Source organism: Paenibacillus sp. FSL H3-0333, assembly GCF_038002805.1.
Taxonomy (GTDB): domain Bacteria; phylum Bacillota; class Bacilli; order Paenibacillales; family Paenibacillaceae; genus Paenibacillus_AQ; species Paenibacillus_AQ silagei.
Window position 1 is genome coordinate 6,160,683 of record NZ_JBBODG010000001.1, and the last position, 15,317, is coordinate 6,175,999.

A 15,317-nucleotide genomic window follows, 5' to 3' on the forward strand; every position below is an offset into this window, starting at 1 on the left:
CTAAAAATCAAATCCTAATTTATTCAATTCATTTACCATGTACTTTACTGCTTCTTTACCTTCACGTTTGGTTCCACTGAATCCAGGGAAGCTAAATGTTACTCCCCCTTCTATTGTGTTCCCTTTTTGTACAACAGCCTGAGTAGAGCTAGAAGGTGTAAACGAGGAGATTCTAGACACACTTTGTTGAATCCCATTTTTCACAGATTCAATCATATTGATTGGCTTAATAACCATTGATTGAAGTTTTGCCATCTGTTCCTCAGTAAATACAGTCTCACCGAGCTTTAGAATTGCAGGAACTTCCCCTTTTGCAAGAGGTTTCTTACCAACAGTACCACCTGTATGATAAACCCAAGCCGTACCATTCCAATGTTTACCTTTAATCGCTTCTCGCATTTCTTCTAATCTTGGCGTTGTTTTAACCGCATCTTGTTCTGCCTTAATTTTATCAATCTCTTTTTGTGATAAAACATAATAGTTGGGACTATTGGGGTCTACATAGGGGTTTGATGAGCTTCCAGAACTACTAGTACTTCCAGAAACGGTTGGTGTATTATTCAAGTTATCAAGATTAATCTTACTAAGCTCAGAGAGTTTGGCAATAAGAGTATTGAGTGTTGCTAACAGTGTATTTTGAATATTATTACTTATACTCAGGAAATTAGCATTCATCGTAGATGCCGCTTCACTCATTCGAACCTGCATTAAACCAATTTTATCTATGAGATTATTAGATATGCTTGAACCAATTGAGGCTGTATTTGCTTGATAAAATAATTTCAGTGCTTCCAACTGTGCGGTAGCATTAGAGTAATTACCAGCCATAATTTCCTGTTTTAACTGATAGAATGTCCGCTCATCATTAATGAGATTATCATAATAGATTTCCTGTGTTTTCTTCTGTTCATCTAGAAGTTGTTTTTGTGCATCAACAGTTTTCTTGTTGGCATCAATTTTCCCTTGCTCAACACTTTTAGATTTTTCAAGTTCAGTCTTCTGGGCATCCAGTTCACTCTGTAGCGAATCTTTACGTAACTTCAGCTCGCGTTCATGTTGCATTTCAGCAATATCATTGATTTGTTCAGCGAGTTTCTCTTCGAGGTCTTTACGTCTAGCTTTATCAGCCAAATCATCTGAACGTGAGAGTACTGCTATCTGATCCCGAGTTTTCTGAGCCTCTTCCTGTACCTTTGTTAACTTCTTACTATAGGACTCTTCATCTTCAACATCGTCAATCAGCTTAATACGAGCAGCATAAACCTCTTCAAGTTTATTTATTTCCTCATCTAAAGCGTCTATTTTAGAATCTTGTGCTTTTTCAAAAGCTTCCGAAACTTTATCAATTGCATCTTTCTGCTTATCAATATTACCAAGGGCTAATTCTTTTTGCTTCTCATAACCCTCTTTAATAATGGATACAATATCATCGGCCATTTGCCGTTGTTGCTCAATGATCTTTTTGCTCGTATCCCCTATTGATGTAGCTAGATCAATTTGATTCTGTACAGAGGCAATCAGTTGGGTATTGAGATCTTCATACTCATCTTTTGTCAGACCTACCGCCTTCATCTGTCTACGTAGCTCTGCTTCCACTAGTTGTTCCTGTACTTGTTTTTGCTGAAGGAGACTAATATTAGAAGAGAGTTCACTATTATATGAAGATAAAGAACCTGGACTATACAAATTGTTAAGTTTGTTTGTTAAATTATCTTCAAGCTTAGTAAGTTTACTATTAGATGCTGTCAACATAGCATCAATTTTAGTAATTCTCTTCTTAACCTCTTCAATTCGCTTCTGGTTATAGTCTTTATTTGCTTCATAAACAGCTTTATCAGCAGCAATCTGTTCTTCAGCAGAGAGTTTCGTTATTTTCCGTTCTGTCGTCCACTTCTCAGATGCCATGCGTTTACGTGCTTCAAGAACAAATTGAGCAATCTCAACCTCACTCTTACCCGATTGACGCATTTTTTCTGATTCTTCTTCGATGTACTTTTCTGAGTGTTTAAAATGTTCTTCACGTAAAGTATTGCCTGATTCAAAAACGGCCTTCTCAGCAGCTATTTGTTCATCGGCAGATAATTTAGTGATTTTACGATCCATTGCCCATTTTTCAGAAGCCATTCGTTTTCTAGAATCATATACAAATTGAGCAATCTGAAGTTCTGTTTTACCAGATTGACGCATCTTTTGGGATTCAGTTTCAATATAATACTCAGATTGTTTGAAATATTGTTCACGAAGATGAGTAGTATCAGTAACTTGGTTTGCTGTTGTTGTTCTGATTGTTGCATTATTTTCCCCAATTGCAGAAGTGAGCAACTTATATTTATCGAATATCCCTTGCAATTCCTTTTGGGCTGTCCCAGACTTCATGGAATTGTAAAGCTTAGTGTATGCCTGAGATGCTTCCCCATCTGGACCAATCCAACTAGACATTTTATAGTTTTTATGTGAGTTTTGGAGTGCAGCACGATCACTATAGAGTGTTTTATTAGCATTGCTTAGCAAATTAATTGCTTTAGTTTGACCGTCAATTAAGGATGTTTGTTGCTTAATAGCTTCAGCATATTGATTATTGCCTTCTGCCGTTGAAGATGCTGTAGCATAAGCTTCATTTAATTTTGCTTGAGCGGCTGCAAGGGCATTTATGGCGGCAATTCGAGCTTCGGTAGCATCTTTAATTTCTGCGAGGTCTTTAGCAGCTTTGTCACTATTTTTATTCGAGTCTTTACTATCACTAGATGTTCCAACGGTTTTTAAAGTGTCACTTGCAGCAAGAGCTTTAAGAGCCTCAAGCTCTTTCTTAGCTGTATCAATTGCCTGTAAAGATTTCTGCATGTTGATGATGTTAGAGTTATCTTGTTGCAACTTTTTAAGATAATCCTTTGCCCCGTCATCCTCGCCAGGCATTTGCATGTGCATCATTGTATATGTATCTTTTTGCACTTCTTCACGTTTTTGCGCTAATGCCTGCATAGCTTGTGCAACACTTTTGATACCATCAATCTGGATACCATATAGTCTAAGCTCATTAGTTGTAGCAGTCTCAAGTGCTTTAAGTTCAGCTTCTTTTGCCTTAATTACATCATTGATTCCTTGAATTTTTCCATCACGTAAAGCTACTACTTTATCTAAATTAACATCTAGGACACCGTTCTCATAGGTAACTGCATCTGCAAAGCCTTTTTCTTTCTCGATGAGGTTAAGAATCTCTTCGGCGGTTAATCGTTTGCCTTCTCTTAACGTCTCTATTGCAGCATTTAAAGGAGTCACAGCATCTGTAGTATCCTTTAGAGTATCAGATAAATTAGCAGTTACCTTTTCAGCTTCACTCGTATGGTTAGCGACTACGGTTAATGCATCTGCTTGCTTACTTAAAACGCTGTTTGCATCAATAGCAGAAGCAATCATTAGATCAACTTCATTGCTTGTTTTACCCAGACTAAATCCTAAAACTCTGATATCATTACTTAATTGTTTAACAAGTGGCTGGTAAGAGGTCTCTTGTAGTTTTGCTAGTTTTAACGCAAAGTCTCCAATAGCATTTGACTTGCTGTTAATCTCTTCCGGTGATAAACCTTCTAAATTTAGTCCAGCAATTACATTACTTATTTGTTTACTAACATTATCATCAATTTTGACCTTGTTGATAGATAAGAGGCTAGTTACAACATTGCTAAGACTTTCCTTTACACCTTGTGTCGCAGTGGCAGCTTTTTGTTGTAGGCTAATCAAACTCATTTCCATCTGATTTAATTCAGATTTATCGAATTTAATAAAAGTTGAACCAACAAATTGACCACCCAAAGCCATTTTTGTTCTAAGATCTGCTATTTCATCTTTAAACTCTTTTATCTCTTTAATTTTGTTTTTAAACGTATCTTCAGCATCAATTACAATTTGATTATTATCAAGATCTGCTAATTGCTGTGCATATTTAAGTTCCTCTTGGATGGCTGCTGCATTTTTAAGATGCTTCTCGCCCTTCTCATCAATACTCGCAACTAGATTTGGCATTAACTCTGCAATTTGATCAACTAACTCTTTATATTTGGTCTCTTGTTCAATATCTGCAAATAGTTTGCCACCATTAGTAGCTTCATTTAACTTATTATACTGCTCAATGAGATCCTCAATATGCGTTCTTTGATTATTCCATGAGTCAGCAATCTTCTTTTGTTGCTCAGCTAGAGCTTTTTGTTCTTCTTTTGCTTTTTGATGGGCTGTGACGAGTTTGCTAATTACTGAAGTAACAAGTACCATTGCTGCGACTAAGCCCGCTCCCATAGCCAATTGAAGACCTATTGCTGCCACTCTTGCACTGACTAGGCCCCCAGTCATAACTGCAATTTTACTTCCCACTTTTGTTGCTTCAAGTCCAATCAGATTCAGTGCACTTGCTGGCAACGAACGATTAAATAGTAAAAACGCTATCGTAGCTGTCCCAACAATAGTCTGCAATCCGCCAAATTTATCAGTTACCTTAGTGATCGCTGTAAGTAGACTCGTCATCATATCAACTACACTACGGATACCTTCAGACTTAAACATGCTGCTCCATAATCCTTCAAGCGCAGTCTTCATTGTATCGATATGCGCCTCTGTACCTTGTTGGTATAATCCAAATTTCTCGGTGCTTACTCCAGCACTATCTAATGCACCCTTATACAGATCAACAGATTGTCCATAATCACTCATCAAACCGAGGAATTTAGCAGATTGCCAGCTACCCGCAACGGTAGTACTAATATACGCTTGCTGTCTATTAGTCAGACTGTCCCACTTACCACCGATTTCGTCCATAACCACACCAAAATCTCTAAAGTTGCCCTGTGCATCCACAAGCTCTACTCCAATTGTGGCTAAAGCCTTTGCAACATCATTAACTTGTGTGCCATCTTCTTCATCAAAGCCATTTTCTTTCATAGACTGCATACGCGCTAGGATAGACTTTATTGAGTTACCAATTGTGTATGCACCTTCACGGCTATTTGCTGACATTGTTGCAATCCAAGATGCTACCTTCTCAAATTCCACTCCGATAGCGCCAGCAGTACCACCAACACGCTGCATAGCTTGGCCTACCTCGTCTGCACCACTCGCAGTAGCATCACCAAGGTAACTAAATACATCACTTGCTCGTTCAGCACTGACATTCATACTATTGATTGATGCTGTCATTATTTTCGCTGCTTCTGCAAATTCTAAGCTTGAGATTTTAGCATATTTAATAGTTGTTTCCATGCGACTAAAGGTATCTTTGGGTGACAATCCCTGTCTTGCAAATTCAACTGCACCTCTCATAAGCTCACTAGATGTTATCCCCATTTCCATACCAAGCTCATGGAACTTCTCAGCATACTTTCCAACTTCATCTTGGCCCTCCATATATACAATGGATAGCTCAGTAAGAGACTTATTCAATTCATTTACATAGCTGATGCCTTCACGTAAAAATTGAGTTGCACCACTAAATATACTACCAATCCCAGCATACATAACAATATTCTGGAACGCACTCTTTAACGAATCCCCAAAACTCCTAGCATGGCCTGTACCTTCATTTAATTGGCTTACTGTTCGTTTCAATTCATTATTCAAATTATTTAACGGTGACTTAAAATCACCTATATTACTAATCGATCTGAGCTTAGTCTCCAACTCATTTAAACTGGCTACAGCATTAGCATTACCACTATACTTTGTCTTAGCATCTGAAATCTTTTGCTGAGTATTAGCTATAGATTGAGCATAATCCTGGTCTCTCTTCTTATTCTGCTGGAGTGCCTGATAATGTGCTTTGTCTAATGCCTCAGATTTTGCTGCTTGATTTTTCTCAAACTCATACCTTTGTTTAAGAGTAGCTTCAAATGCTTTATTCCTTTGCTCTTCTTCCTTGAGCGCTTTATCAGCAATTGCCTTGCGTGTATTGTATTCTTCTTTGGCGACTTGTTCTCTTTGCTTATTTATTGCTTTTTCTTGTGCTAATGCAGATTGCTGTAACTTAAGATACTCTTCTAACTTGGCGTAATTTTTAACGTAACCTTCAGCATCCGTATTTACTGTTAATGTACTTCCTGTTGTGTCATTTTTATATGTATTTTTTACATTACTTATTTGACCAGCCTTATTATAAGAAACTCTTTCGTTTACCTTAGTATAATTTGCAAGGCTGATGTTCAAGTCTTCTAAACTTTTCCGTTCTGCCTCTATTGCTTTCTTTTGGGCATCGTGTTTAATTCTTGATTTCTCAATGATTTCGCCATTAGCCAAAACTTGTTTTGTATTCTTTGTTAGTGTTCCATCTAATGCTCTATGTTCTTCAATTGTTTCTTTGACCACTTTTCGTTGAGCGTCTAAATTACTACTGAGCTTTTTTGAAGCTTCAACAAAACTGTTCATACCCTTAACAAAACTCTGATCAATATCAATATTCAACTTTAACTTTTGTAAACTTGGAGATTTAGCTAACTCCTTTATTGCCTTGTTTATCTCACCAATACTCTTTCCTTGATTTAGCCCTGCTGTTATTAATAGTCCTAATTCATTTGCCATTATCTTCACTCCTTTTTAGACGCAAAAAAAGAAGCGAATCCAATTGGCCGCTTCTTGTTCAAAAATTTTTACTTTCTATTTCTTTATTTTATAAAAAAAGCCACTGAAGGATGAGTGACTTAGAATGTAAGAAGACCACGCCATTAAGTGTGTTCTTCTTATAATAATTACCTACGTTGGAAATTGGCTAGAGAACGTTTACTGGCTTTAATGAAAATTAAATTAGACTAAACACTGGATCTTTGAGTAATAAATTCTCCATGTATTCTAACCATTGTTCCTTTGTGTTACCCCCAAGTCCATAAATTCCATGAAAATCAGTATGACACATTTCGCACAGTGTTATTCCATTGCTTAAGTCAAATCTTTCATTTTTACACCAATCCCATCCATTGAGATGATGAGCATTTAAATTTCCTCCGGTTGTGTCGCCACAACATTGACATGTGTATTTATCTCTTATATAAACATCTTTTCTCCATTGTTTATATTCAGTAAACAACCTTCCCTTTTCACGTTCTTCTTGAGTTTTTGCAGGATTCCAAAATGGATGCTTGACACCCGAGTTATTTGGATACCTACGACCTTTGTTGACTATCGATTTCTTATTATTTGAGCATTGTTTACATCGTCTCCCATATAAAAAATCACTCAACCGAATGCATCCATTTTTATTGCCACATAAACAAATAAAATTCAAAACTTGTTTATTGTTAATGTATTTATCATCTAGTAGTTTGCACCCATTGACTTTAAATATTTCACGAACGTCCTCAATTGTTTTTTTCATTCGCTTCACATTTTTTTCTGTTCCACAATTTTTACATCTATGCCCTCTACGAAACGAATCAAAACTAATTTGAGATGAGTTGCCGCACGAACAAATATAATCTAATTTCTGCTTAACGGAATAATAATTTGTAGTAAGTAATTTGCATTCATGTTTTTCAAAATAATTTTTCACCACATCATGATCTAATGTTCTAGAGTTTTTCTTTTTTATAGAGCAAGAGTTGCAATGAGGCCTATTTCTAAATGAATCCATCTTTGTCGTGGCCAATTCTCCACATTTACATATATATTTAAGATCTTGTCTATTGTTGGTATACTGCTCGGTTAGTAGTTCGCACCCATTTTCATTAAAGTATTCACTAACAGACTCTATACTTAGTTTTTGGAGATTTAAGGATAGTCCGGCCTCTCTTAGTGCATTATTCCATGTTCCAAAATTATTAATTATCACCTTGCTACTTGGAATTTTAATTATCTCATTGTATTTTTTTATTGTGGGAGTTTTCCCAATAATATTAGCACATTCAATAATTTTAGTAATAATTAGTTCATTCCTACACATTATCCATCACCATTTAAATTTAATATTGTTATTTTTATTTTAAATAGATATCTTTTCCTTATTCACATAAATCTTTGCTAAGTAATCTATACCTTTTGGTGTTACAAATGTTGTTGGTATAACCCTTGTATTGAACTTATTGCTTTTAATAACATCCTTAACCTCAAAGAAGCCATTATCCAAGAATCTTTGTGCAGGTAAATTGCTACCTTTAAGCAATACTTTTCTTTTACGTAAATCTGCCATTACCTTATTACGCCCAATACCTTTGCCAAATGATTTAACCGCTGAGTTAAACGGTACTGAGTTCATTGCTTTGAAGAGTTGAGAGTAAAGTGCTTCACTTTGATGAAGTGCTAAAATCAAATCATTTATGTAGTTCGGATTTTTGCTAATCTCTTGCATAATTTCAGGTGCAATGTAAGCCCCATGCCTTTGAATTGAAGGCACAACATCTTCAAACAACCAATCTTGAAATGGCTCTGCTTTGGGCTTTTTTGAATTAGCCAAACCTTGATATAAACCAAATGAAGAGATAAAGGTCTCACCTGTGTTGTGTAATTTTCTATTCTCTCTTTTTGGGAGAATAGAAATATCATCATTTTTTACTTTGTAGATGTATCTATCCTTAATCACTTCGACAAATCTGACTGTTAGTGAATACTCCAAAATCTCACTTACATCTCTAGCTCGTACAAGAAAATCACCCTTAAATTCAAACTTAACATCTTCCTTGCTAAGTATCATTACCTCATGCCCTTCAAACAACAGCAACCCGCCATTTAACAATATACCAATCTCCTTATATTTGGTGTCAAATAGAAAAAAAAACCTATCTGCATCTCAAATATATCACATAAAATAATGAATGTATATAATTATTTTTAGTTTTAAAATCAAACAAAAAAATCACTCTATAAAAAAGTGACTTTAATGGATTTAAAATAAACGATTATAGGGAATCTCTAAGGCTTCTGCTAATAACTTTATAGTTTCAACATCTGGTACTTGAGAACTGAACTCCAAACTTTCAATTATTTCCTCCTGTACACCAGCTGCTTGTGCTAGATAAGAGTGATCCCATCCCAATTCTTTTCTTCTGGAAACAAGAGATTCTATCATTTTCCCTAAAGTCATAGGATCAATTATCATTTTCCGCATAGATTCATCGATCTCAATTTCACCCAGCTTGAAAATCATATTGGCAAATTGTTCATTCTGTGCCAACCAAACAAATCCTCTTTTGTGGTAAAAATCAATTGAAGTTGTAAGAGCTTCTACAGAAACAAAGTTGCATCCACTGAGTTCACCAATTTCTGAAGCAATATCGTTGACATCTCGTAACAAATGCTTCCCATACCCCAAGCCTCTATATCTTTTATCTACTCCAAGATAATGCAATTTGATTCCTGGGTAGGAATGATGATCTTCGATAGGTAATTTCCATCCATATATTTTTTCAAACTCTTCTAACTGACGAGGAGAAATTCTGATTTGATCATTATGCAAAGTAAAAAACCCGACCAGATTTTGATCCTCATCAAAATAAAGTCGAGTTATAGCACTTTGACAACGATGGAGATTGAGTGCTTTCTCTTTTAGAAAATCACCTACTGAGATTTCATCTGGAGTATCATTAAACTGAAAAGCCTTTATGTCATCAGAATATTTATCAGAGAGAAAGTCGAAGTTTAACAATTCTATCCGTGCCTACTTTCTTCGAGGAGTTCTAATGTGAGCTTTCTGTTCTTTACGAACTCGTTCTAAAATATCAGTATATGTTTTCTCTGTACTCGTAGCATATTGAACAAACTTTTTGAGGTCATCTAGAGACTGAAATTCGATTTCAGTAGGACGAATTGGTTTTATTTGAGTTGCTTGCACCTTTATCTCCTCCTTATTATCTCTAATATTCATAGAAACACCTCCTAGAATACTCTAGCAAATGATCTATGCAGATAAACGAGAATCATGTACCCAAATATCAAATAGTTTTCTCCATTTTTTTTTACATCCGACAGGAATAGATAATAGATTGTCGGCATATAATATATTGAAGAGAAGTCTATCGAAATTAATCTTAATTTATTATAGCACAAATGTGAATTCCATTGTGTAATATTTAACCAGAATTCAGAAAAAACACGTGGATTTTTCAATTATAATGCTTGCTCTTAAGAGTGAAATAGCTAGGAAATAATGACGGATTTTTTGTTCACTATCTTCTTTTTTAATTATAATATCAATTGCGAGATTTCAATATCCATAAGAACAATAAAATCCTTATCCATACAGTAGATCAAAAGCTCTTTTTACAACTTCAATAATTCTAATTTAACTTAAAACTTATATAACTCTCAAAATTGCTGACACCATATAGATGTCAACTGTTTTGCTAATTATCCTTGTAACTCAACCCACTCTACGAATTTTCAATCCCCATCTGTTCTGACTCTCAAAACGATCTATTGCCTTTTCAATAAAGTGAAAACCTTCATACCTTGATAAACGATAAATATTAACTGATTGATTCCCCCAAGCCCATCCATCATTAATAAGCTCTGCTGCATATCCTGGCTCACCACCAAAAATAGATGGATGAGTAGATTGAGTTCTATCAAAGTAAATACTAATCTGCATTTCGTTACCTACCATAGAAATAGGGCTTACCCTAAGTGAATCACGCATACCATAAGTTCGTTCATATATAACTGGCTCATAAGAATCATAATAAGCCTGAACTTCTTCCTTCAGTATCTTTTCAAGTAGTAACGCAGCTTCTCTCAATGTTTTTTTGATATTGGATTGACTAAAAACTAATTTTTGTCCAGAGGGGGAATTTATATGATTAGACAACTCATTTAAACTGTTAACCCATTTCACTTTTACTCTCTGTAGCTCCTTGCTCAGTCTTATTCAATTCTTCAGCAATAGCCCATTCTCCCATTACAGTTCCAATATTCTTCCCGAATGCATTAATCTTATCGGTAACTTTCTTGATTTGTTCTTCAGGCAATTTAGAATACACTTCTTCAGTAATTCCAAGATTGTAAAGATTTTTACTGATGACGATTAGACTTGAAATATCAGTACTTTCTTTTGGTATTGGGAGATTGGTAAAAGCTCTTAGGATCAATGTAGGTAACAAACTCAATGTATCTTTAATTTGGATCTCATCTGTATCGTTCATTTCTTTTAGCTCTTGGATGGCAGACGCATATACCATCACTAGATCATCAATATCTGATAACTTAAAGGTAACATCAATATCCACCTCATATTGCCCATCTAGGATGTAAATCTTCTTTCTCTCATTAAACTTTTCGCCCAACTTATTCAATTCTGTAAGTGTAAGTTTCTTTGCCATATAATATTATCTCCTTTTATTTGTGTCATTAAGACACTTAGTACAGTTTTCTTCTTTAACAAAACTCTATATGATGTCTTAACTTAGATAAAAAAAGGGGAGACAGCACAAGTACTGAATCCCCTAGATTGTTTTACTACTAAATAGGGAACTTTTGAACAGTCCCTACGATATTCGATGTTGCAGGTTTTGCAATTCGGAAGCTAGAAGCATTGGAAGAAGCATTTCGTTCCGAAGCTGTGCTTACTGTGAATGTTCCATTAGGAATAGCAACTGGGAACATATATTGAATCCGATAAACTGGTTTTTCATTTTCATCGATCTCAATAGTGTCCAGAATCAATGTACAGCCACTAGCGAAGGAAGTAGTATCAATATCAATACGCTGAGTTGTCGCAGGAGTATCAAATTTATATGTACGAACTTCCAACGAATCTCCTGCAACTACACCAGTTGGGAAGGTGACAGTACCTGAACTAACAGTAAACCCTGTTACTTCCGAACCATCCTTTTTATAAATTTTCATTCCATGACCAGTAGCTTTTGGTGCTGGTGTTACAGCAATTGTGATTGTAGAAGAACCGGATGCAGTATACCAAGTTGGCATTGCATAGCCTACACCAGTTCCTGTTACAATTGCTTTACCAAGTTTCCGAGCCATCCAATCGTAACGGAATACAACATCATCCGTTTCTACTTTAATATCTCTAGCAGAGTGAAGTACGCCTTGAAGTGTATTACCTTTACCTGCACGGATATCATTCTCCTGAACCTCAACGTTAATGCTAGAACTTGTCAACGTTGTTGATCCAGCGACTTCGCCTGTTGCGTTGTCAATAATTACTGCATCAAATACATCTGCTACAAACATTTATATAATTCCTCCTCAAATATAAAAGAACAATGAGCTAATTTCCCATTGCTTGGTTTAAGCCTTTTAGTTTATCCTGGCTGACAAATAGATCATCATTCGGGTCTCTAAATAAATCTACATGTTCAGCGTAGTGTTTAAGCGGACTCTTTGTATCCCCAGCACATTTAAATGAAATGGTTGCATCGTATTCAATCAACTTACCTATACGGTTAAAGTCACTTTGAAGTTGATAGATAGTATATTTTCCTAATTCAGAATAATGCTTACCTGCATAGACTGAGACAGTAGATAACATATCCTCAAAAGTCATTTGGATTCCTTTACGATTTTTTGCTTCCAAAGCCTTGTTTGCCCATTCCTGAACTAGCTTATCTTTATAAACTTTTTGCTCGTTCATAAGATTTTGATGCATGATCAAACTTCTGACTTGATCATAATTATTCTTATCGATTAGGTTCATTTCATCAATTATGAATCCATAATCATCAATGCTATTTGCAAAAAAGGTGACCTTTTCACTAATAGTTAGTTTGAATAATTCAGTCAAATTAGTAACTAATTCTTCTTGATTAAGTCCCCACACTATTAAGTCTAAAAGAAATTGTGCTTTAAATTCATCACCAAAATGTGCCATAGAGTAATAAAGGACTGAAGATTTCTCCAAAAAATCATCATAATCATTAAGTGTTATAGGCTTAACTAGTCCCACACCATCTATTTTTTGCCCTCTGCCAAAAATTAAGCTTGTAGACATATCAGTTTACACTCGTAATAGAGTACGATACCTGATAGCCACTGTAATTCTCATTCACATATAAGAATCGAGCTTTATCAAATTGAAGCTTCTTTATCCCCATAACACGTTCATTATTAAATATCTGGTCAATTTCGGATAGGATGGAATACGGACGAAGCATTCCGGTTCCAGTCATTCGCCAAAGATCATTATGAACAACAATATTGAAGATGATTGTTCCTTCTTTAGTCCCTCTATTGCTGCTTCCAATTCGGAAATCATCAAAAAAGATACATAGTGAACTACTCTTCTTTGTCTCAACTTTGGGTACTTTCGGATAAGGAAAAATCTTGTTATATAGAAGGGTGTCTGACTCTTCAATATCTGCTTCTTGGAAGGGGTCATCAACAGGATATTCTAAAAGTTTACACAAGTTCTGATTATCAATAAGCAATAGCATTGTATCGTAAATGTAAGCATTTATTTGTTCGAATTTAGCCAAAACACACCTCCTAAAAGAGAGCTTTAATTTGAATTTTCTTTTGGCTTGTCAAAGTTTGGTCTGAATTAATTGCATGTAGAAGGATATAACCCAAGTTTACTCCTTTAACGATGCACACATTATCTCCCTGAGATTCAATAGTCGCCAATGATGTCGAATTTCCATCAATATCTGTGATTGCAAATGTAGCAATCCCCTCGACTTGACTTCCACCCTTTGAAAAGATGCATGTGTACGTTTTACTTCTAGCCTTTGTTATACTAGCATCACCATTAATCTCAATAATTAAAGAAGATGGATCTTCTGGCTTTACTGGTGGGACTATAGGTGCAACGTAATCTGCAATTTCTAATTCAAGATTATCCTTGGCTGTATCAATTAGGTCTTCTTCCAAAGTTACAATACTAATATTCTTAACTGAGATATTGTCGATAGCTGTTATCTTCCAGGCGCGAGAATCAAATAGGAACCGTTGATCTCGTTTAAATAAACGAGTACGATCATCACAACTAACTAGCAATGTTCTTCTCTCGTTGCCCACTGCAATAATTCGTCCATCACTTACACCAAAGTTAGTGGAAGGGTCACTTTTAAATGTAAAGTAACGCTCGTTGAGTATACCGTGTTCATCATTCCATTTGAGTGAACCATTACACCTACGAAGAACGCCCCTATAATATAATCCGCTCATATTATCCGTCACAATGTTAATCCACTTTTCGGATTGCCAGTCAATAATGTCACCATTCTTTAATACATGGTCAACGATGGATATAGCCTTCTGGTCCTTAGTGTCACTATCATCAACAATTTGTGCAGATTTCTGTACCATTCCGTTAATAGTCACTGTAGAATTTAGACTTACATGATGGAGACCATTATATTCTTTAAGCGTGCTAATTCTCTTTTTGTATCGATCAAAATCACTCATCTAATCACCCTTGCTTAGACCACTATAGTCAGGCATGTAATAGTTAGAGCCAGTCCGTCTATACGAATATTTGGTCTTTAAGGTAGCCACTTTTTTCTGAATTCTTTCCTGGTTTTGATAAAGAGCATCCAAATGATTGGCTTGTGACGTATATTGAAAATCTTTATTGGAGAAACGATGCTTAATCAGTTCAATATTATTAATCTGTCGCTCAATCCATCGTTCAACCATGATGAAGGATAGTATCTCTGTTTCATCTATTCCAAGATCAGTATTAAAGCATTGCTCATCATCACTCTTATCTCTAATATCAACCTTCGGATAATCGAATTCGACAATAGCAGAATTAAGAAGAGAAGTTAAGTCTCCTCCTAATTCCTCATCGGTATAAGATTCATATGTATAGTCAGTAATTTTACCCAAAAACGAATTGAATACTTTGGAATATGGAGTACTCATAACCTCTTCTCCCTTCCTCTTATTTGGCATCCTCTTTCAATTCCTTGATTGCCGAAAGTACATCTACGCCACTGTATTTTTCAATAACATCCATCTTGTCTAGATCGCTAATTTTCTGTTTGATGGCCTCAGCAGCAACTTTCTCAAGGATTGCGCTGTTGGAATCAGATAGGACTGCCTCAATCTCCACGCTTGATTTAGTAAGAAGTTCAGTGATACCCTTTGCATCCAGTACTTGTCCAGGACTTACGGGTAGGCCAAGTTCTTCACGAATGGCGGACTCCTTAATGAGCAATTCCTCATTCAAAAGGGTATACCCGCCTGTGATATTCACCAATTCCTTCAAAACCTCTAGATCAACTGACTTCTTTGCGCCAACCTTATCCCAGAGATATTTCTTATCATCAAGAACGAACGAAACTCGTCCCATACTGTTATTCCAAACATCAACTTTAATTTCACCTGTATTTTTTCTAGCCAATGTAATTCTCTCCTTATTTATAAAAATATCCTAAGAATATACCTTAGGGCATATC

General features: G+C 35.7%; 13 protein-coding genes. All 13 read right to left on the bottom strand.

Annotated elements, in window-relative coordinates:
* The 13 genes from MHH78_RS27165 to MHH78_RS27225 all read right to left on the bottom strand — a co-directional run bounded on the left by MHH78_RS27165 (position 1) and on the right by MHH78_RS27225 (position 15,262).
* Positions 1-6,558 carry a phage tail tape measure protein gene (locus MHH78_RS27165; protein WP_341169453.1) on the bottom strand — a complete coding sequence of 2,186 codons (6,558 nt, stop codon included), beginning with the start codon at positions 6,556-6,558 and terminating at the stop codon, positions 1-3.
* Positions 6,559-6,775: 217 nt separating this feature from the next.
* The gene (locus tag MHH78_RS27170; protein WP_341169454.1) at positions 6,776-7,912 is read right to left on the bottom strand and encodes a homing endonuclease associated repeat-containing protein; all 1,137 of its coding nucleotides are present in this window, start codon (positions 7,910-7,912) and stop codon (positions 6,776-6,778) included.
* A 39-nt stretch (positions 7,913-7,951) separates the two neighbouring features.
* A complete protein-coding gene (locus tag MHH78_RS27175) occupies positions 7,952-8,701 on the bottom strand; it encodes a phage antirepressor (RefSeq protein ID WP_341169455.1) in 750 nt (249 codons plus the stop codon).
* Positions 8,702-8,851: 150 nt separating this feature from the next.
* Positions 8,852-9,610 carry a GNAT family N-acetyltransferase gene (locus tag MHH78_RS27180; protein WP_341169456.1) on the bottom strand — a complete coding sequence of 253 codons (759 nt, stop codon included), beginning with the start codon at positions 9,608-9,610 and terminating at the stop codon, positions 8,852-8,854.
* Between the two features lie 12 nt (positions 9,611-9,622).
* Entirely contained in the window at positions 9,623-9,829 is a 207-nt protein-coding gene (locus MHH78_RS27185; RefSeq protein ID WP_341169457.1) for a hypothetical protein, read from the bottom strand.
* Positions 9,830-10,324: 495 nt separating this feature from the next.
* Positions 10,325-10,795, bottom strand: a complete 471-nt coding sequence (locus MHH78_RS27190; protein ID WP_341169458.1) for a hypothetical protein — start codon at positions 10,793-10,795, stop codon at positions 10,325-10,327.
* Positions 10,782-11,279 carry a hypothetical protein gene (locus tag MHH78_RS27195; RefSeq protein ID WP_341169459.1) on the bottom strand — a complete coding sequence of 166 codons (498 nt, stop codon included), beginning with the start codon at positions 11,277-11,279 and terminating at the stop codon, positions 10,782-10,784. The genes MHH78_RS27190 and MHH78_RS27195 overlap by 14 nt, the downstream gene beginning before the upstream one ends.
* Positions 11,280-11,418: 139 nt before the next feature.
* The gene (locus MHH78_RS27200; RefSeq protein WP_341169460.1) at positions 11,419-12,150 is read right to left on the bottom strand and encodes a hypothetical protein; all 732 of its coding nucleotides are present in this window, start codon (positions 12,148-12,150) and stop codon (positions 11,419-11,421) included.
* A 37-nt stretch (positions 12,151-12,187) separates the two neighbouring features.
* Complete coding sequence (locus MHH78_RS27205) at positions 12,188-12,907, bottom strand: hypothetical protein (RefSeq protein WP_341169461.1); 720 nt, start codon at positions 12,905-12,907, stop codon at positions 12,188-12,190.
* A 1-nt stretch (position 12,908) separates the two neighbouring features.
* Positions 12,909-13,391: a hypothetical protein gene (locus MHH78_RS27210; RefSeq protein WP_341169462.1), complete on the bottom strand. Its 483-nt coding sequence runs from the start codon at positions 13,389-13,391 to the stop codon at positions 12,909-12,911.
* A 10-nt stretch (positions 13,392-13,401) separates the two neighbouring features.
* On the bottom strand, positions 13,402-14,322 hold the full coding sequence (locus tag MHH78_RS27215) for a hypothetical protein (protein ID WP_341169463.1): 921 nt from the start codon (positions 14,320-14,322) through the stop codon (positions 13,402-13,404).
* Positions 14,323-14,781, bottom strand: coding sequence for a hypothetical protein (locus MHH78_RS27220; protein ID WP_341169464.1), 459 nt, complete (start codon positions 14,779-14,781; stop codon positions 14,323-14,325). It lies immediately after the preceding gene.
* Between the two features lie 19 nt (positions 14,782-14,800).
* A complete protein-coding gene (locus MHH78_RS27225) occupies positions 14,801-15,262 on the bottom strand; it encodes a hypothetical protein (protein WP_341169465.1) in 462 nt (153 codons plus the stop codon).
* Positions 15,263-15,317: the final 55 nt, after the last annotated feature.